This window comes from Streptomyces camelliae (genome assembly GCF_027625935.1).
GTDB lineage: Bacteria > Actinomycetota > Actinomycetes > Streptomycetales > Streptomycetaceae > Streptomyces > Streptomyces camelliae.
This window is the reverse complement of the sequence record NZ_CP115300.1, coordinates 1,475,490-1,493,677: the sequence shown is the minus strand read 5'-3', so window position 1 is coordinate 1,493,677 and position 18,188 is coordinate 1,475,490. Positions and strand designations below refer to the sequence as shown.

The following is an 18,188-nucleotide window of genomic DNA, read 5'->3' as shown; positions in this document are numbered from 1 at the left end:
CGGCGTCCTGATGACTGCCACCCTCGTCGCCAAGAACCTCGCCGCCGGGCACGCCGACCGCTCCCTCTTCTCCGGGCTGGACCTCGTCGTCGCGCCCGGCGATGTGATCGGGCTGGTCGGTGCCAACGGTGCGGGCAAGTCCACCCTGCTCACGCTGCTCGCCGGGCTCACCCCGCCCGAGCAGGGCGAGCTGCGGCTGTCCCCGCCCACCGCCACCGTCGGCCATCTGCCGCAGGAGCCGGAGCGCAGGCCGGGGGAGACGGTCCGGGAGTTCCTGGCCCGCCGCACCGGCGTCGCCGAGGCGCAGCGCGTGATGGACGAGGCCACCCAGGCCCTGGTCGACGGCGCGCCCGGTGCCGACGACGCGTACGCGGTGAGCCTGGAGCGCTGGCTCGGCCTGGGCGGCGCGGACCTGGAGGAACGCGCGGAGGAGGTCGCCGACTCCCTCGGCCTGGCCGTGGACCTGGACCAGCCGATGACGGCCCTCTCGGGCGGCCAGGCCGCCCGCGCCGGCCTCGCCTCGCTCCTGCTGTCCCGCTACGACGTCTTCCTCCTCGACGAGCCCACCAACGACCTCGACCTCGACGGCCTGGACCGCCTGGAACGCTTCGTGACCGGCCTGCGCGCGGGCACGGTCGTCGTCAGCCACGACCGCGAGTTCCTCACCCGCACGGTCACCAAGGTCCTCGAACTCGACCTCGCCCAGCGGCAGATCAACCTCTACGGCGGCGGCTACGAGGCCTACCTGGAGGAGCGCGAGGTCGCCCGCCGGCACGCCCGCGAGGACTACGAGGAGTACGCCGACAAGAAGGCCGCCCTCCAGGACCGTGCGCAGATGCAGCGGACCTGGATGGACAAGGGCGTGAAGAACGCCCGGCGCAAGGCGGGCAACGACAACGACAAGATCGGCCGCAAGTTCCGCAGCGAGGCCAGCGAGAAGCAGGCTGCCAAGGCCCGGCAGACCCAGCGGATGATCGAGCGCCTGGAGGTGGTCGAGGAGCCGCGCAAGGAGTGGGAGCTGCGGATGGAGATCGCGTCCGCCCCGCGCTCCGGAGCGGTCGTGGCGACGCTGCGGGACGCCGAGGTCCGGCGTGGCGGCTTCACCTTCGGCCCGGTGTCCCTGCAGATCGACTGGGCGGACCGGGTCGCGATCACCGGGGCCAACGGCGCGGGCAAGTCCACCCTGCTCGGCGCACTGCTCGGCCGCGTCCCGCTCGACGCCGGGCACGCCACCCTCGGCTCCGGCGTCCTGGTCGGCGAGGTCGACCAGGCCCGCGGTCTGTTCCACGGCCCCGAGGCGCTGCTCGACGCCTTCTGCGCCGCCGTACCGGACACCGAGCCGGTCGAGGTGCGGACCCTGCTCGCCAAGTTCGGCCTGAAGTCCGACCATGTGCTGCGCCCGGCCGCCACCCTCTCCCCGGGCGAACGCACCCGCGCCGCCCTCGCCCTGCTCCAGGGCCGGGGCGTGAACCTGCTGGTCCTGGACGAGCCGACGAACCACCTCGACCTGCCCGCCATCGAGCAACTGGAGTCGGCCCTCGACTCCTACACCGGCACACTGCTGCTCGTCACCCACGACCGCCGCATGCTGGACGCGGTCCGGGTGACCCGCCGGCTGGAGGTGGCGGACGGGAAGGTGACCGAGCGGTAGCGCTCCGCGGGGACGAGCCGCGTGGGGCCGTCGATGGTCTGCGGCGCCGTTGTGGCCGGTCACTCCCCCACGTTCTCGGCTTCGCTCGAACCCGGGAGGACCCCCAACGCGGCGGTAGCCGCACATCGGCTCGGCCCCGTGACCCTGCGGGGCGCGTCACCGGGCGAGTTACGAGGAGCGCGCCGCGGCCTCCTTCGCGGCTCGCTCGACCCGGTCCCGGTGCCCGGGATCGTACGGCGCCACATTGAGCCCGTCCGGTCGCTGGCCCACCGTGCCGTCGATCAACTCCCGTACGACGTCGGCGTGTCCGGCGTGCCGCTGGGTCTCGGCGATCATGTGGGTGAGCACCCGGTGCAGGGTGATCTCGCGCGGTGCGCCCGGCACCCGGCCCAGCGCGTCCAGGGGGAGGCCGGCGATGGTCGCGTCGGCATGGGCCCATGCCTGGCGGTAGTGGCCGACGATGTCCTCGCGCGACTCGTCGGCCCGCGCCCACAGATCGGTGTCCGGCTCCGCCTCCCCGGTGATCCACAGCGGTGTCCCGGCGAAGGGCCGGCCGAACGTCGCGCCGAAGTACAGGGCCTCGGCGCCGGTCAGATGCTTGACCAGGCCGAGCAGATTGGTGCCCGTCGGGGTCAGCGGGCGGCGGACGTCGTACTCGGACAGGCCGTCGAGCTTCCACAGCAGGACGTCGCGGGCGTCCTGGAGATAGACCCGCAGGTCTTCCTTGGGATCGGTCATGCGGGAAGTCTGCCGTCCGGGCGATCCGCGTCCACCCGGTTTTCGCGGGCCCTGCCCCGGGACGGCGCGGGGCCGGAGCCGCGGTGGCCCCGGCCCCTGCCGGTCAGCGCTTCTTCGGGTCGAGCAGGCCCGCGCGGCGCAGGGCGTCGGCCATCGCGCTGTTGGCCGGTGCCGGCGCCTGACGACCGCCCCGGTCGCCACCTCCCCGGACCTGCCGCTGTGCCTGGCCCTGTCCCTGGCCGCCCTGCCGCTGCTGGGGCGGGCGTCCGCCGCCGCGCTGCTGCCGGCCGCCGCCCTGGCCGCCCTGCGGGGCCGCCTCGTCGTCCAGACGCAGGGTCAGCGCGATCCGCTTGCGCGGGATGTCCACGTCCAGGACCTTCACCTTGACGATGTCACCGGGCTTGACGACATCGCGCGGGTCCTTGACGAAGGTCTTCGACATCGCCGACACGTGCACCAGACCGTCCTGGTGGACGCCGATGTCCACGAACGCGCCGAAGGCGGCCACGTTCGTCACCACGCCCTCCAGCACCATCCCGGCGGACAGGTCGGAGATCTTCTCCACACCCTCCTTGAAGGTGGCCGTCTTGAACGCGGGACGCGGGTCGCGCCCCGGCTTCTCCAGCTCCTTCAGGATGTCCGTCACCGTCGGCAGACCGAAGGTGTCGTCCACGAAGTCGGCGGGCCGCAGCGAGCGCAGCACGCCCGTGTTGCCGATGAGGGAGGCCACCGCCTCGCCGCTGGTCTTCACCATGCGGCGCACCACCGGGTACGCCTCGGGGTGCACGCTGGAGGCGTCCAGCGGGTCGTCGCCGCCGCGGATGCGCAGGAAGCCCGCGCACTGCTCGTACGCCTTCGGGCCGAGCCGTGCCACCTTCTTCAGCTCGGAGCGCGACCGGAACGGCCCGTTGGCGTCCCGGTGCGCCACGATGTTCTCGGCGAGGCCGGAGGAGATGCCCGACACCCGCGAAAGCAGCGGCACGGACGCGGTGTTGACGTCCACCCCGACGCCGTTCACACAGTCCTCGACCACCGCGTCCAGCGAGCGGGACAGCTTCACCTCGGACAGGTCGTGCTGATACTGGCCGACGCCGATGGACTTCGGGTCGATCTTCACCAGCTCGGCCAGCGGGTCCTGCAGGCGCCGGGCGATGGACACCGCGCCACGCAGCGACACGTCCATGCCGGGCAGCTCCTGCGAGGCGTACTGCGACGCCGAGTACACCGACGCGCCCGCCTCCGACACCATCACCTTGGTGAGCTTCAACTCCGGGTGCTTCGCGATCAGTTCACCGGCGAGCTTGTCGGTCTCGCGGGACGCCGTGCCGTTGCCGATCGCGACCAGGTCGACCGCGTGCTCCTGGGCGAGCCGGGCCAGCTTGGCGAGGGCCTCGTCCCACTTGTTGGCCGGGACGTGCGGGTAGATCACGTCGGTGGCGACGACCTTGCCGGTGGCGTCGACCACGGCGACCTTCACGCCCGTACGGAAACCCGGGTCCAGGCCCAGCGTCGCGCGCGTGCCCGCCGGGGCGGCCAGCAGCAGGTCGCGCAGGTTCGCCGCGAAGACGTTCACCGCCTCGTCCTCGGCGGCCGTGCGCAGCCTGAGGCGCAGGTCGATGCCGAGGTGGACGAGGATCCGGGTGCGCCAGGCCCAGCGGACCGTGTCCGTCAGCCACTTGTCGGCGGGGCGGCCCCGGTCGGCGATCCCGAACCGGTGCGCCACGATCCCCTCGTACGAGGAGGGACCCTCCGTGGCCTCCTCCGGCTCCAGGACGAGGTCGAGGACCTCCTCCTTCTCGCCGCGCAGCATGGCCAGGATCCGGTGCGAGGGCAGCTCGGTGAACGGCTCGGCGAAGTCGAAGTAGTCGGCGAACTTGGCGCCCGCCTCCTCCTTGCCCTCCCGCACCTTCGCGGCCAGGCGCCCGCGCACCCACATGCGCTCACGCAGCTCGCCGATCAGGTCGGCGTCCTCGGAGAACCGCTCGGTGAGGATCGCCCGCGCGCCCTCCAGCGCGGCCTGCGGGTCGGCGACGCCCTTGTCCGCGTCCACGAACGCGGCGGCCGCCGCCTGCGGTTCCACCGACGGGTCGCCCAGCAGGCCCTCGGCCAGCGGCTCCAGACCCGCCTCGCGTGCGATCTGCGCCTTGGTGCGCCGCTTGGGCTTGTAGGGGAGGTAGATGTCCTCCAGCCGCGCCTTCGTCTCGGCGCCCCGGATCCGGGCCTGAAGCTCGTCGGTCAGCTTGCCCTGCTCGCGCACCGACTCCAGGATCGCGGCCCGCCGCTCCTCCAGCTCCCGCAGGTAGCGCAGCCGCTCCTCGATCGTGCGCAGCTGCGCGTCGTCGAGCATCTCGGTCGCTTCCTTGCGGTAACGGGCGATGAAGGGCACCGTCGAACCGCCGTCGAGCAGCTCCACCGCGGCCTTCACCTGCCGCTCCCGTACGCCGAGCTCCTCGGCGATCCTGCCTTCGATGGACCCTACTTCGATGGACCCGGGTGTCGTCACGATCCCGTACCGCCTTCTCCACTGAGGTTGCGCGGCAATTGTGGCAGGTGGAACCGACAACCGGTGCTCAGGGCGCTCCACCGGCGGGCCGCGGGCGGTTTCACCGATCGCGGAGGTGGCCGCCCTCCGGCACGCGGCCGACGCCCGACGACGCCCGGCCGGTCTCCGTACTCCGCCGGACATGGCATGCCGCATCAGCGAGTCGGTCCTCGACGCCGCCGACCCCGAACGGCTCGCCGCGTTCCGGAGCCAGGTCCTCGGCTACATCGAACTCGGCCGGCCAAGACGACGACGGAAGCATCGAGAGCGGGCCGCCCGGCACCGGCTTCGGCGGCCCGCAGCCCACCCTCGTCATGAGCCCCGGCAGCGACCCGCGGACCGGGGAACTCCCCCTGCGCATCGACGTCAACGCCACCGACCGCGACCAGGACGCCGAGCGGGAGCGGCTGCCCGCGCTCCGCGTCAGGCCCGCCGACGCCGACGCCGACGCCGACCGGACCGGAACCGAGAGCCGGCATCCTGGCCGGCCCGGAAGGCAACGAATTCTGCCTCCTGCGCGCCCGGATCCAGCCCCTCCGACACGGACCGCGCCTGCTGTGGCCGGAAAGGTGGGAAACACGTCATTGCGGCCATGCTCCGGGCGCCGAAGAATCGATGACATGCCCCACCGCACGCTCCTCTTCGTCCTCTTCGACGGGGTCCAGAGCCTCGATGTCACCGGCCCGCTGGAGGTGTTCGCCGGCGCCGAGAAGCACACGCCGGGCACGTACCGGATCCGTACGGCCTCCCTGGACGGCGGCCCGGTGCGCTGCTCCAGCGGGCTGACCCTCGTACCCGACGAGGCGCTCACCGCCGTATCCGACCCGCACACCCTCGTGGTCCCCGGCGGCCAGGGCACCCGCGCCCCCGACCCGCGGCTGGTCGACTGGCTGCGCGCCCACGGCCCGCGCGCCCGGCGCCTGGTCTCCGTGTGCACCGGCGCCGCCCTGCTCGCCGCCGCAGGGCTGCTCGACGGCCGCCGGGCGACGACCCACTGGGCCTACTGCGACAAGCTCGCCCGCGACCACCCGGCCGTCACCGTGGACCCGGAGCCCATCTACGTCCGTGACGGGGACGTCGCCACCTCGGCCGGGGTGACCTCCGGCATCGACCTCGCCCTCGCCCTGGTGGAGGAGGACCTGGACCGGGACGTCGCGCTCACCCTCGCCCGGCACCTGGTGGTCTTCCTGCGCCGGCCCGGCAACCAGGCGCAGTTCAGCGCCCAGCTGGCGGCCCAGACAGCGCAGCGCGCGCCCCTGCGGGAGGTCCAGCGGTGGGTCACCGAGCACCCGGCCGGGGACCTGACGGTCGAGTCGCTGGCCGCCAGGGCCCGGCTCTCCCCCCGCCACTTCGCGCGCGCCTTCCGCGCGGAGACCGGCACGACCCCCGGCCGCTACGTCGACCAGGTCCGCCTCGAACACGCCCGCCGCCTGCTGGAGGACACCGCCGACAGCATCGAGGAGATCGCCCGCGCCAGCGGCTACGGCACCCCCGAGGCCATGCGCCGCGCGTTCGTGCGCGCCCTCGGCACACCGCCCGCGGAATACCGCAGACGCTTCCACCCGGCCCCGGCCCGCTGAAGACCCGCTCGAAGGAGCCCCCATGCAGATCGCCCTGGTCGTCTACGACCGCTTCACCGCCCTGGACGTCGTAGGCCCCTACGAGATCCTCAGCCGGCTCCCGGACGCGGACCTCGCCTTCGTCGCCGAGCGGCCCGGGCCCGTCCGTACCGACACCGGGTTTCTCGCCGTCACCGCCGACCGGGCGCTCGACGAGGTGCCGAGTCCCGACCTCGTGGTGGTCTCCGGCGGTCCCGGCACGATGGACCAGCTGGAGAACCCGGCCCTGCTGGACTGGCTGCGCGCGGCCGACGCCACCAGCACCTGGACGACCTCGGTCTGCTCCGGTTCGCTGCTGCTCGCCGCCGCGGGACTGCTGCGCGGGCGCCGGGCGACCTGTCACTGGGCCGCCCTGGAGCTGCTGGAGAAGTCCGGCGCCGAGCCGACGGGGGAGCGGGTCGTGACCGACGGGAAGTACGTCACCGCCGCCGGGGTCTCCGCCGGCATCGACATGGCGCTCACCCTGACCGGCCGGATCGCCGGCGACGAGCACGCCCGGGCCGTCCAGCTGCTGACCGAGTACGATCCCCAGCCGCCGTACGACGCCGGAGCCCCGCACAAGGCGCCCGCGCACCTCGTGGCTGAGATCCGGGCCGGCAGCCGGTTCAGCCTGACGTAGCCGTGGTCCAGGTGAAGCACGGCCGCCGGCGCTCCAGGAACGCGGCGACCCCTTCGGCGGTGTCGGGGTTGCCGCGCGCCTGCTCGGCCCAGTGGGCGTCCCGGTCCGTCCGGCCGCCGGTGAACTCCTTCGCGGCGGCCTGGGTGAGCTGGGAGCGGGAAGTCAGGATCCGGGTCAGCTCCGCGACCCGCTTGTCCAGTTCGCCCTCCGGCAGCACCTCGTCGACGAGCCCGGTGCACAGTGCCCGGCCGGCGTCGATCAACTCGGCCGTGAACAGCAGGTACTTGGCGGTGGCCGGGCCGACCAGCGACATCAGCCGGCGGGTCGAGGACGCCGGGTAGACGATGCCGAGCCGCGCCGGAGTCACCCCGAACAGCGCGCTCTCCTCCGCCAGCCGCAGATCGCAGGCCGCCGCGAGCTGTGCCCCGCCGCCCACGCAGTGCCCGCGCACGGCGGCGACGGTCGGCTTGGGGAACGCGGCCAGCGCCTCCTCGGCCGCCACCGCGAGCCCCTGCGCCTCCTCCGGCGAGCCCTGGAGCGTGCTGATGTCCGCACCCGCGCAGAAGGTCCCGCCCTCCCCGGTCAGCACCAGCGCCCGCACCCCGGGATCACGCGCCAGCGTGTCCAGCAGCGGGGGCAGCGCCCGCCACATCGCGGCGGTCATGGCGTTGCGTTTGGCCGGATGACGGATGACGACGGTGGCGACGGCGCCTTCGACACGGTGCGACAGCTGGGGCTCCATGGCCGGGATGCTATGCGCCGGCCGAGGCATGCCGAACCCCACCCCGCAGCCTGTCGTCAGCCTGTCGTCGAGCTCGTCCCGGGCGAGGGCCGCCCCAAACCCGTACAACCCGAATAGTTCGCGAAGCGGCGTCGGGGGCGACAGGAAACAGTCCCACACGTGACCGTGTCATACGCACTCGGTCATAAACCGCTCGATACCCGCTGACTTGTGTTCAGGTATCCGGGCCGGAGCCGATCGTTACCAACACTCGACGTGTGGTGACAATCGAGCGCGAGGGTGGCGACCGGACGATGGACAACCACGGGCGCGGGGACGACCCGCGCCCAGCGGGGGGCGCCGAGCGGCCGCCCGATCCACTTCCGTACGAGGGCGTCTGGCGGTTCACCGCCGCCGCGGTGGACGCCTCCGTCCCGCAGGCCCGGCACGCCGTCCGGGACCTGCTGCTGCGCCAGGGCGTGCCGGTCTCCGAGGACCTGGTGTACGGCCTGCTGCTGATCGTCTCCGAACTGGTCACCAACGCGGTCCGGCACGCGGCGCTGCTGTCGCCGATGCTGGCCGTGGAGGTCGCCGTCGGAGCCGAGTGGGTGCGGGTGTCCGTGGAGGACAACCACCCCTACCGGCCGACCGCCCTGGAGGCCGACCACGGCCAGACCGGCGGCCGGGGTCTGCTGCTGGTCCGCGAGGTGGCCCAGGAGGCGGGCGGCACGGTGGACGTGGAGCACACCGCGAGCGGCGGGAAGGTGATCTGGGCCGCCCTGCCGCTCAAGCCCGCGGGCCTGCCGTAGCACCGCAGGCCCGTGACACCGCCGTGGCGCCGCTCACCAGCCCGCGGACGGGCCGGTCAGTTCCCTGATCGCCGGGCGGGCGGCGTCCAGCACGGTCATGAACCACGCCGAGAACGGGTCGCGGGCATGCCGCTCGGCCAGCTCGGCGGCCGTCACGAAGGCGGTCTGGGCGACCTCCTCCTTGTCCAGCGCGAGCTCCGCCTGCACCAGGCCGACGAACAGGTGGTTGAACTCCTGCTCGACCAGGCCCGAGGCCGGGTCCGGGTGGTTGTAGCGGACCGTGCCCGCCTCCGCGAGCAGCGAGGGCGACACGCCCAGCTCCTCGAACGTGCGCCGGGCCGCCGCCGCGAACGGCGCCTCGCCGGGGTAGGGGTGGCCGCAGCAGGTGTTGGACCACACACCGGGGGAGTGGTACTTGCCGAGCGCCCGCTGCTGGAGCAGCAGCCTGCCCTGCTCGTCGAAGAGGAACACCGAGAACGCGCGGTGCAGCTGCCCCGGCGGCTGGTGCGCGGCGAGCTTCTCCGCCGTGCCGATCGTCACACCCTTCTCGTCGACCAGTTCCAGCAAAATCGCCTCTGCGGTGTCCTGCGACGAGAGTTGCGTCGCGGTGGCAGGTGTGATCGGCATACCCATCCTTCGCCTCGTTCTTCGCACCCCAAGTCTGCCGTACGAATCCGGCACTCCCGGCACTTCCCCGCACGTCCGCGCGCGGCGCCGTACCGGGACGGGGACCCGGTAGATCATCGTGCCCTGCGGCCGCCGCCGGGAACCGCCCACGGGCGCCATCACCCGTACGTGCGTTCCGTGGCACAGATGTGCCTCGTGCTCCGCGTGTCCGCCCGGCTCCAGCCGGAAGGTGCGGTGCTCCACGCCGAAGGGATCGCCGAGGCAGCCCCGGAGCTCGTGCACCATCTTCCCGTGGGCGGTACGGGGCAACGCGGCACCGAACATCTATGCCCCCTTGACCTGGGGAAACGTTCCGCAGGTCAAGGGGGCGCGGGCTGGGCCCGGCCGGTGCCCTCGCTCAGGCGCCGTGGTGCCGCTGCCAGCCCTGCCAGGCCGACGTGACCATCTCGTGGACGTCGCGCCGGGCCCGCCAGCCCAGTTCCTTCGCGGCGAGCTCGGCCGAGGCGACCGCGCGAGGGGCGTCACCCGGCCGTCGCGCCTCCACCAGCGGCTCCCGGCGGTCCCCGGTGACCTCGCCGATGACCGTGATCAGCTCCCGCACCGAGACGCCCTCGCCCCGGCCGATGTTCAGCGTCAGGTCGCCCGACGCGCCGCTCTCGGAGAGACGGCGGGCCGCGGCCAGGTGGGCCTCGGCGAGATCGGCCACGTGGATGTAGTCCCGGACGCACGTGCCGTCGGGCGTCGGATAGTCGTCACCGAAGATCCGCGGGGCCTCGTCGCGGGTGAGCCGGTCGAAGACCATCGGCACGATGTTGAACACCCCCGTGTCCGCCAGCTCCGGCGTCGCCGCGCCCGCCACGTTGAAGTAGCGCAGGCACACCGTGGAGATGCCGTACGCCTGCCCCGCCGCCCGCACCAGCCACTCACCGGCCAGCTTGGTCTCGCCGTAGGGGTTCACCGGGGCGCACGGGGTGTCCTCGGTGATCAGGTCCACGTCCGGATTGCCGTACACGGCCGCCGACGAGGAGAACAGCAGCCGCCGGATCCCGGCCGCTGCGACCGCGTCCAGGAGTGTGGCCAGACCGCCGACGTTCTCCCGGTAGTAGCGGGTGGGCTCCGCCACCGACTCCCCGACCTGCTTGCGCGCCGCGAGATGGACGACGCCCGTGACGCCGTACTCCGCGAAGACCCGCTTCAGCCGGTCCCCGTCCAGCGTCGAGCCCTCGACGAGCGGGACGTCCGCGGGCAGCCGCTCGGGTACCGCCGCCGACAGGTCGTCCAGTGCCACGACGCTCTCCCCGGCGCCCGTCATGGCCCGTGCCACATGTGCTCCGATGTATCCGGCTCCGCCGGTGATCAGCCATGTCATGGTCGACCAGCCTAAGCCGGTCCCCGGTGTGTCCCGGTTGCCCGGGTCTGCGCCGACGGGTTTGTGGGCCGGGCCCCGCATCCCCGATGATGATCGCGGCAAAGGCCGGGGCAGCCGCCGAGGACGGGGCCGTGAACGGCCGGTGAACACGGGTCCGGAACCATCCGATAGCCTTCGCCGACATGCCGCCCGGGTGCCGCAGACAGGCGCCCCCATCATGCGATCGACCGGCGCCAGCGCGCCGGTACCCAGGGAGTGAGTTCGGTTGCCGACCGCCATCGTCACCGGTCAGCCGGTCCCCGGATCGGCCCTTGAGAACGATCTGCGGTCCCTCGGCTTCGACGTCCGGACCGCGGCGGACGCCTCCGAGGCCGAGACCCTGCTCGCCGCCGCTCCCGCCGGTGAGCGCGTGGCCCTGGTCGACGCCCGCTTCGTCGGCCACCCGCACGCGCTGCGCCTCGGCCTGACCGACCCGCGCTTCCCGCTCTCCGCGATCCCCGGCGCCGTCACCGCCCAGCCGGCCGCCCGGCAGGCGCTGACCCGGGCCGTGGCCCGCGAGACCTCCGCCGGGGGCGGTATCGCGCTCGCCGTGGACAGCCTCGCCGACCGCATCGTCACCGTCCTGGACGCCGACGGCGGCGAGGTGCACCGGCCCGAGCTGGGCAGCCTGGTCGCCGCCGTCCCCGCCGACCCGCAAGGACGCAACGAGGCCCGGCAGGCCGTCGCCGCCGTCGACGACGAGGCCGTACGCCTGAAGTCGGCCGTGAAGTCCCGTGACGGCTTCTTCACCACGTTCTTCATCAGCCCCTACTCGCGCCACCTCGCCCGCTGGTGTGCCCGCCGGGGCCTGACCCCGAACCAGGTCACCACGGCCTCGCTGCTCACCGCCCTGATCGCGGCCGGCTGCGCGGCGACGGGCACGCGCGCGGGGTTCATCGCGGCCGGCGTGCTGCTCATCGCGTCCTTCGTGCTGGACTGCACCGACGGCCAGCTCGCCCGGTACGCCCTGAAGTACTCCACCCTCGGCGCCTGGCTGGACGCCACCTTCGACCGGGCCAAGGAGTACGCCTACTACGCCGGCCTCGCCCTCGGCGCGGCCCGGGGCGGCGACGACGTATGGGCCCTCGCCCTCGGCGCGATGGTCCTCCAGACCTGCCGGCACGTGGTCGACTTCTCCTTCAACGAGGCCAACCACGACGCCACCGCCAACACCAGCCCCACCGCCGCCCTCTCCGACAAGCTGGACAGCGTCGGCTGGACGGTGTGGGTGCGGCGGATGATCGTCCTGCCCATCGGTGAGCGCTGGGCGATGATCGCGGTCCTCACCGCGGCCACCACGCCCCGGATCACCTTCTACGTCCTGCTCGTCGGCTGCGCCTTCGCGGCGACGTACACCACGGCCGGCCGGGTCCTGCGGTCGCTGACCCGCAAGGCGAAGCGCACCGACCGGGCCGCGCGGGCGCTGGCCGACCTCGCGGACAGCGGACCGCTCGCGCAGGGGCTGACCCGCGTCGCCCGCCGGGTGTCCCTGCGGGCCCCCGCGTACACCGCCCTGGTCGGCGGCGCCGTCGTCGTGCTCGCCGCCCGGCTCGCCCCGTACGGCAGCTGGTGGCCCGTCCTCGGCGCCCTCTTCTACGTCCTGCAGTCCCCGCTGGCCGTCGCCCGCCCCCTCAAGGGCGCCCTCGACTGGCTGGTCCCGCCCTTCTTCCGGGCCGCGGAGTACGGCACCGTGCTCGTGCTCGCGGACAAGGCGGGGGTGAACGGAGCCCTGCCGGCGGCTTTCGGGCTGGTGGCCGCCGTCGCCTACCATCACTACGACACGGTGTACCGCATCCGCGGCAACGCCGGAGCACCCCCGGCCTGGCTGACGCGCGTCATCGGGGGGCACGAGGGGCGGACGCTGCTCGTCGCCGTCCTGGCCGCGGTGCTCACCGCTTCGCAGTTCACGGTCGCGCTCACGGTCCTCGCCGTGGTCGTCGCCCTCGTGGTGCTCGCCGAGAGCATCCGCTTCTGGGTGTCCGCAGGGGCGCCCGCCGTACACGATGAAGGAGAACCCGCATGATCGGCCTCGTGCTGGCGGCCGGCGCCGGACGGCGTCTGCGCCCCTACACCGACACCCTGCCCAAGGCGCTGGTGCCGGTGGGGCCGACGGGAATAGAGGACTCCATCACGGTGCTCGACCTCACCCTCGGCAACTTCGCCGAGATCGGTCTGACCGAGGTCGCGATCATCGTCGGCTACCGCAAGGAGGCCGTGTACGAGCGCAAGGCGGCCCTGGAGCAGAAGTACGGCCTCAAGCTCACTCTCATCGACAACGACAAGGCCGAGGAGTGGAACAACGCCTACTCCCTGTGGTGCGGCCGTGACGCCCTCAAGGACGGCGTGATCCTCGCCAACGGCGACACCGTCCACCCGGTCTCCGTCGAGAAGACCCTGCTCGCCGCGCGTGGCGACGGCAAGAAGATCATCCTCGCCCTCGACACCGTGAAGTCCCTCGCGGACGAGGAGATGAAGGTCGTCGTCGACGCCGAGAAGGGCATGACGAAGATCACCAAGCTGATGGACCCCGCCGAGGCCACCGGTGAGTACATCGGCGTCACCCTGATCGAGGGCGACGCCGCCCCCGAGCTGGCCGACGCGCTGAAGGCGGTCTGGGAGACCGACCCGCAGCAGTTCTACGAGCACGGCTACCAGGAGCTGGTCAACCGCGGCTTCCGGATCGACGTGGCGCCGATCGGTGACGTCCAGTGGGTCGAGATCGACAACCACGACGACCTCGCCAAGGGACGGGACATCGCGTGCCGCTACTGACCCGGCTCATTCCCTCGCCGGTCGTCGTGGACATCCGCCCGGGTGCCCTGGACGACCTGGCCGGCGTCCTCGCCGACGAGCGCATCGCGCAGTCCGGCCGGCTCGCCGTCGCCGTCAGCGGCGGCTCCGGTGCCAGGCTGCGCGAGCGCATCGCCCCCTCGCTGCCGGGCGCCTCCTGGTACGAGGTGGGTGGCGGCACGCTCGACGACGCCATCCGGCTGGCCGGCGAGATGAAGTCCGGCCACTACGACGCCGTGGTCGGGCTCGGCGGCGGCAAGATCATCGACTGCGCCAAGTTCGCGTCGGCCCGCGTCGGCCTGCCCCTGGTCGCCGTACCGACGAACCTCGCGCACGACGGCCTGTGCTCGCCGGTCGCCACCCTCGACAACGACGCCGGGCGCGGCTCCTACGGTGTGCCGAACCCGATCGCCGTCGTCATCGACCTGGACGTGATCCGCGAGGCCCCGGCCCGCTTCGTCCGGGCCGGCATCGGCGACGCGATCTCCAACATCAACGCGGTCGCCGACTGGGAGCTGTCCAACCGGGTCAACGGCGAGAAGATCGACGGTCTCGCCGCGGCCATGGCCCGCCAGGCCGGCGAGGCGGTCCTGCGCCACCCCGGCGGCATCGGTGACAACGACTTCCTCCAGGTGCTCGCCGAGGCGCTGGTCCTCAGCGGCATCTCGATGTCGATCTCCGGTGACTCGCGCCCGTCCTCCGGCTCCTGCCACGAGATCAACCACGCCTTCGACCTGCTGTTCCCCAAGCGGGCGGCCGCCCATGGCGAACAGTGCGGGCTCGGCGCGGCCTTCGCGACGTACCTGCGCGGGGCCCACGAGGACGCGGTCCACACGGCGGAGGTGCTGCGCCGGCACGGGCTTCCGGTGCTGCCGGAGGAGATCGGCTTCACCGTGGACGAGTTCGTCCGCGCCGTGGAGTTCGCTCCCGAGACCAGGCCGGGCCGCTACACGATCCTCGAACACCTCGCCCTCAAGCCGAACCAGATCAAGGACATCTACGCCGACTATGTCAAGGCCATCGGTAGCTGAACTCCGTCCGGTCGTCCACCCCGCCGGGGTGAAGGACCGGCGCAGCGGTGAGCACTGGATGGGACGCCTCTACATGCGTGAGGTGTCCCTGCGGGTCGACCGCTACCTGGTGAACACCAGGGTCACGCCCAACCAGCTCACGTACCTGATGACCGTCTTCGGCGTGCTCGCGGCCCCGGCCCTGCTGGTGCCGGGGATCTGGGGCGCCGTGCTCGGCGTGGTCTGCGTCCAGATGTACCTGCTGCTGGACTGCGTCGACGGCGAGATCGCGCGCTGGAAGAAGCAGTACTCGCTGAACGGCGTCTACCTGGACCGGGTCGGCGCCTACCTCACCGATGCCGCGGTGCTCGTGGGCTTCGGGCTGCGCGCCGCCGACCTGTGGGGCGGCGGCCGTATCGACTGGCTGTGGGCCTTCCTCGGCACGCTGGCCGCGCTCGGTGCCATCCTCATCAAGGCCGAGACCGACCTCGTCGGCGTCGCCCGCCACCAGGCGGGCAAGCCGCCGGTGCAGGAGTCGGCGTCCGAGATGCGCTCCTCCGGTATGGCGCTGGCCCGCAGGGCCGCCGCCATGCTGAAGTTCCACCGGCTGATCCTCGGCATCGAGGCGTCCCTGCTCATCCTGGTCCTGTCGATCGTCGACCAGGTGCGCGGCGATCTGTTCTTCTCCCGGCTGGGTGTCGCGGTGCTGGCCGGCATCGCCCTGCTGCAGACCCTGCTGCACCTGGTGTCCATCCTCGCCTCCAGCAGGCTGAAGTGAGCGCCGTGAAGGTCGGCGCCGTCATCATCACGATGGGCAACCGGCCCGAGGAGCTGCGGGCCCTGATCGACTCGGTGGCCAAGCAGGACGGCGACCCGGTCGAGGTGGTCGTCGTCGGCAACGGTTCGCCCGTCCCGGACGTCCCCGAGGGTGTCCGCACGGTCGAGCTGCCCGAGAACCTGGGCATCCCCGGCGGCCGCAATGTCGGCATCGAGGCGTTCGGTCCCGGCGGTCGTGAAGTCGACATATTGCTGTTCCTGGACGACGACGGCCTGCTCGCCCGCCACGACACCGCCCAGCTGTGCCGGGAGGCGTTCGAGGCCGACCCGGAGCTCGGCATCATCAGCTTCCGCATCGCCGACCCCGACACCGGCGAGACCCAGCGCCGCCACGTGCCCCGGCTGCGCGCCTCCGACCCGATGCGCTCCTCGCGCGTCACCACCTTCCTGGGCGGCGCCAACGCCGTACGCACCAAGGTCTTCGCCGAGGCCGGCGTCCTGCCGGGCGAGTTCTTCTACGCCCATGAGGAGACCGACCTGGCCTGGCGGGCCCTGGACGCCGGCTGGCTGATCGACTACCGGTCGGACATGGTCCTGTACCACCCGACGACGGCGCCCTCGCGGCACGCGGTCTACCACCGCATGGTCGCCCGCAACCGCGTCTGGCTGGCCCGCCGCAACCTGCCCGCGCTGCTCGTCCCCGTCTACCTCGGCGTCTGGCTGCTGCTCACGCTGCTGCGCCGCCCGTCGGTGCCGGCCCTGAAGGCCTGGTTCGGCGGCTTCAAGGAGGGCTGGACGACCGAGTGCGGCCCGCGCCGCCCCATGCGCTGGCGCACGGTGTGGCGGCTGACCCGGCTGGGCCGGCCTCCGGTGATCTGAGAAGCTTCTCTTACCTGAAGAGAGCAAGCTTCTTACCAAGAGATTCCGGATTCCACTCGTGAGTCACACAACGCATGACGGCGGTGTCGCGGTGAGCGCGATACCGTCGCCCGACGAGGGACTGACGGCCGCGCAGCTCGCCGCCAGGTACGGCCTCGCCGTCAGCGGCGCCCGCCCCTCGCTCGCCGAGTACGTCCGCCAGCTGTGGGGCAGGCGCCACTTCATCCTCGCCTTCTCCCAGGCGAAGCTGACGGCCCAGTACAGCCAGGCCAAGCTCGGCCAGCTCTGGCAGGTGGCGACCCCGCTGCTGAACGCGGGCGTGTACTACTTCATCTTCGGCGTCATCCTGCACGCGAGCCGCGGCCTGTCCCAGGACGTGTACATCCCGTTCCTGGTCACCGGGGTCTTCGTGTTCACGTTCACGCAGAGTTCGGTCATGTCGGGCGTCCGGGCGATCTCCGGCAATCTGGGACTGGTGCGCGCCCTGCACTTCCCGCGCGCCTCGCTGCCGATCTCCTTCTCGCTCCAGCAGCTCCAGCAGCTGCTGTTCTCGATGATCGTGATGTTCATCGTGGCGATCGGATTCGGCAGCTACCCGAGCCCGGCCTGGCTGCTGATCGTGCCGGTCCTGCTGCTGCAGTTCCTGTTCAACACCGGGCTCGCGCTGATCGTGGCCCGCATGGGCGCCAAGACGCCGGACCTCGCCCAGCTGATGCCGTTCGTCCTGCGCACCTGGATGTACACCTCGGGCGTGATGTTCTCCATCAGCAAGATGATGGAGGGCCGCTCCGAGATCGCGGTCCGGCTGCTCCAGGCCAACCCCGCCGCCGTCTACATGGACCTGATGCGCTACGCGCTGATCGACGGCTACGGTGCCGCGAACCTGCCCCCGCACGTGTGGGCCATCGCCCTGTTCTGGGCCGTGGCCGTCTTCGCCGGCGGCTTCGTGTACTTCTGGCAGGCGGAGGAGAGGTACGGCCGTGGCTGAGCCGCTGACCGCACCGGGTACGGGCGGGCGCCGGCCCACCGTCATCGCGGACGACCTGCACATCGTCTACCGGGTCAACGGCGCCGGAGGCGGCAAGGGCAGCGCCACGGCCGCGTTGAGCCGCATCCTCAGGCGGGGCTCCGGCGACGCGGCAAGGGGCGTGCGCACGGTGCATGCCGTGCGTGGGGTGTCCTTCGTCGCCCACCGCGGCGAGGCCATCGGCCTGATCGGCTCCAACGGCTCCGGCAAGTCGACCCTGCTGCGCGCCATCGCCGGTCTGCTGCCCGCCGAGCGCGGCAAGGTCTACACCGACGGCCAGCCCTCGCTGTTGGGCGTCAACGCGGCCCTGATGAACGACCTCACCGGCGAGCGCAACGTCATCCTGGGCGGTCTCGCCATGGGCATGTCCCGGGAGCAGATCAAGCAGCGCTACCAGGAGATCGTCGACTTCTCGGGCATCAACGAGAAGGGCGACTTCATCACCCTGCCGATGCGCACGTACTCCTCCGGCATGGCCGCCCGGCTGCGCTTCTCCATCGCCGCGGCCAAGGACCACGACGTCCTCATGATCGACGAGGCCCTCGCCACCGGTGACCGGGGGTTCCAGAAGCGCTCCGAGGAGCGCATCCGGGAGCTGCGCAAGGAGGCCGGCACGGTCTTTCTGGTCAGCCACAACAACAAGTCCATCCGGGACACCTGCGACCGGGTCCTGTGGCTGGAGCGCGGCGAGCTGCGGATGGACGGGCCGACCGACGAGGTGCTGAGGGAGTACGAGAAGTTCACGGGCAAGTAGCCTGTTTTCGGCCAGGGGTCCGCCGGCAGCCGTCCGGCCGGGCCCCGCGCCGCAAAGGAAACGTCAACTCCGGTCGGTGCAAGGAATCTTGATGCCGATCGGTGTGTTGTTGTGATCTGCAGGACACCCCGACGAACCTCGATGCGTTGTACAACGTAAGCTGTACCGGTGCCGGAAAGCGGCAAGTGGGGCGATAATGCGCGACACCCTGCGCCAG

16 protein-coding genes and 1 pseudogene are annotated in these 18,188 nt (G+C 72.1%); 12 read left to right on the top strand and 5 right to left on the bottom strand.

Annotated elements, in window-relative coordinates:
• Positions 1-10 precede the first annotated feature (10 nt).
• Positions 11-1,651 (top strand): ABC-F family ATP-binding cassette domain-containing protein, encoded by a 1,641-nt coding sequence (locus O1G22_RS07040; protein WP_270080515.1) that lies wholly within the window; start codon positions 11-13, stop codon positions 1,649-1,651.
• A gap of 168 nt (positions 1,652-1,819) precedes the next feature.
• Here the strand turns inward: O1G22_RS07040 and O1G22_RS07035 are convergent, their stop codons facing one another.
• Positions 1,820-2,389: a DinB family protein gene (locus O1G22_RS07035; protein ID WP_270080514.1), complete on the bottom strand. Its 570-nt coding sequence runs from the start codon at positions 2,387-2,389 to the stop codon at positions 1,820-1,822.
• A 103-nt stretch (positions 2,390-2,492) separates the two neighbouring features.
• A complete protein-coding gene (locus tag O1G22_RS07030) occupies positions 2,493-4,892 on the bottom strand; it encodes a Tex family protein (protein ID WP_270080513.1) in 2,400 nt (799 codons plus the stop codon).
• 181 nt (positions 4,893-5,073) lie between these two features.
• Between O1G22_RS07030 and O1G22_RS07025 the strand changes: the two are divergent.
• The 3 genes and pseudogenes from O1G22_RS07025 to O1G22_RS07015 all read left to right on the top strand — a co-directional run.
• Positions 5,074-5,468: pseudogene (locus O1G22_RS07025) on the top strand (VOC family protein); the annotation flags it as partial.
• 83 nt (positions 5,469-5,551) lie between these two features.
• Positions 5,552-6,511, top strand: a complete 960-nt coding sequence (locus O1G22_RS07020; protein ID WP_270080512.1) for a GlxA family transcriptional regulator — start codon at positions 5,552-5,554, stop codon at positions 6,509-6,511.
• Between the two features lie 22 nt (positions 6,512-6,533).
• Positions 6,534-7,169, top strand: a complete 636-nt coding sequence (locus tag O1G22_RS07015) for a DJ-1/PfpI family protein (protein WP_225095191.1) — start codon at positions 6,534-6,536, stop codon at positions 7,167-7,169.
• Here O1G22_RS07015 and O1G22_RS07010 read toward each other — a convergent pair.
• Entirely contained in the window at positions 7,156-7,911 is a 756-nt protein-coding gene (locus O1G22_RS07010) for an enoyl-CoA hydratase/isomerase family protein (RefSeq protein ID WP_270080511.1), read from the bottom strand. The genes O1G22_RS07015 and O1G22_RS07010 overlap by 14 nt on opposite strands.
• 293 nt (positions 7,912-8,204) lie before the next feature.
• On the opposite strand from O1G22_RS07010, the gene O1G22_RS07005 reads away from it, so the two are divergent.
• On the top strand, positions 8,205-8,699 hold the full coding sequence (locus O1G22_RS07005; RefSeq protein ID WP_270086354.1) for an ATP-binding protein: 495 nt from the start codon (positions 8,205-8,207) through the stop codon (positions 8,697-8,699).
• 33 nt (positions 8,700-8,732) lie between these two features.
• On the opposite strand, the gene idi is transcribed toward O1G22_RS07005, so the two are convergent.
• Both idi and galE read right to left on the bottom strand, forming a co-directional pair.
• On the bottom strand, positions 8,733-9,326 hold the full coding sequence (idi, locus tag O1G22_RS07000; protein ID WP_270080510.1) for an isopentenyl-diphosphate Delta-isomerase: 594 nt from the start codon (positions 9,324-9,326) through the stop codon (positions 8,733-8,735).
• A 397-nt stretch (positions 9,327-9,723) separates the two neighbouring features.
• Entirely contained in the window at positions 9,724-10,695 is a 972-nt protein-coding gene (gene galE / locus O1G22_RS06995) for a UDP-glucose 4-epimerase GalE (protein WP_270080509.1), read from the bottom strand.
• A 265-nt stretch (positions 10,696-10,960) separates the two neighbouring features.
• Here galE and O1G22_RS06990 point away from each other — a divergent pair, with 265 nt between their 5' ends.
• Genes O1G22_RS06990 through O1G22_RS06960 form a run of 7 tightly spaced genes read left to right on the top strand, consistent with a single transcriptional unit; the run spans position 10,961 to position 17,971 of the window.
• A complete protein-coding gene (locus O1G22_RS06990; protein WP_270080508.1) occupies positions 10,961-12,757 on the top strand; it encodes a DUF5941 domain-containing protein in 1,797 nt (598 codons plus the stop codon).
• The gene (locus O1G22_RS06985) at positions 12,754-13,506 is read left to right on the top strand and encodes a phosphocholine cytidylyltransferase family protein (protein WP_270080507.1); all 753 of its coding nucleotides are present in this window, start codon (positions 12,754-12,756) and stop codon (positions 13,504-13,506) included. The genes O1G22_RS06990 and O1G22_RS06985 overlap by 4 nt, the downstream gene beginning before the upstream one ends.
• Positions 13,494-14,555, top strand: coding sequence for an iron-containing alcohol dehydrogenase family protein (locus O1G22_RS06980; RefSeq protein WP_270080506.1), 1,062 nt, complete (start codon positions 13,494-13,496; stop codon positions 14,553-14,555). Before O1G22_RS06985 ends, O1G22_RS06980 begins: the two co-directional genes overlap by 13 nt.
• Positions 14,533-15,312 carry a CDP-alcohol phosphatidyltransferase family protein gene (locus tag O1G22_RS06975; RefSeq protein ID WP_270080505.1) on the top strand — a complete coding sequence of 260 codons (780 nt, stop codon included), beginning with the start codon at positions 14,533-14,535 and terminating at the stop codon, positions 15,310-15,312. The genes O1G22_RS06980 and O1G22_RS06975 overlap by 23 nt, the downstream gene beginning before the upstream one ends.
• A 32-nt stretch (positions 15,313-15,344) precedes the next feature.
• Positions 15,345-16,190 (top strand): glycosyltransferase family 2 protein, encoded by an 846-nt coding sequence (locus O1G22_RS06970; RefSeq protein WP_270086353.1) that lies wholly within the window; start codon positions 15,345-15,347, stop codon positions 16,188-16,190.
• 58 nt (positions 16,191-16,248) lie between these two features.
• The gene (locus O1G22_RS06965) at positions 16,249-17,178 is read left to right on the top strand and encodes an ABC transporter permease (RefSeq protein WP_270080504.1); all 930 of its coding nucleotides are present in this window, start codon (positions 16,249-16,251) and stop codon (positions 17,176-17,178) included.
• Positions 17,171-17,971, top strand: coding sequence for an ABC transporter ATP-binding protein (locus O1G22_RS06960; protein ID WP_270080503.1), 801 nt, complete (start codon positions 17,171-17,173; stop codon positions 17,969-17,971). The genes O1G22_RS06965 and O1G22_RS06960 overlap by 8 nt, the downstream gene beginning before the upstream one ends.
• Positions 17,972-18,188 lie beyond the last annotated feature (217 nt).

Bases quoted from the DNA above. Each gene is read 5' to 3' on its own strand.
- O1G22_RS07010 (WP_270080511.1), bottom strand. From the start codon at position 7,911: ATGGAGCCCCAGCTGTCGCACCGTGTCGAAGGCGCCGTCGCCACCGTC.
- O1G22_RS07020 (WP_270080512.1), top strand. From the start codon at position 5,552: ATGCCCCACCGCACGCTCCTCTTCGTCCTCTTCGACGGGGTCCAGAGC.
- O1G22_RS07005 (WP_270086354.1), top strand. From the start codon at position 8,205: ATGGACAACCACGGGCGCGGGGACGACCCGCGCCCAGCGGGGGGCGCC.
- O1G22_RS07040 (WP_270080515.1), top strand. From the start codon at position 11: ATGACTGCCACCCTCGTCGCCAAGAACCTCGCCGCCGGGCACGCCGAC.
- galE (WP_270080509.1), bottom strand. From the start codon at position 10,695: ATGACATGGCTGATCACCGGCGGAGCCGGATACATCGGAGCACATGTG.
- O1G22_RS07035 (WP_270080514.1), bottom strand. From the start codon at position 2,389: ATGACCGATCCCAAGGAAGACCTGCGGGTCTATCTCCAGGACGCCCGC.
- idi (WP_270080510.1), bottom strand. From the start codon at position 9,326: ATGCCGATCACACCTGCCACCGCGACGCAACTCTCGTCGCAGGACACC.
- O1G22_RS06970 (WP_270086353.1), top strand. From the start codon at position 15,345: ATGGGCAACCGGCCCGAGGAGCTGCGGGCCCTGATCGACTCGGTGGCC.
- O1G22_RS06975 (WP_270080505.1), top strand. From the start codon at position 14,533: ATGTCAAGGCCATCGGTAGCTGAACTCCGTCCGGTCGTCCACCCCGCC.
- O1G22_RS07015 (WP_225095191.1), top strand. From the start codon at position 6,534: ATGCAGATCGCCCTGGTCGTCTACGACCGCTTCACCGCCCTGGACGTC.
- O1G22_RS06985 (WP_270080507.1), top strand. From the start codon at position 12,754: ATGATCGGCCTCGTGCTGGCGGCCGGCGCCGGACGGCGTCTGCGCCCC.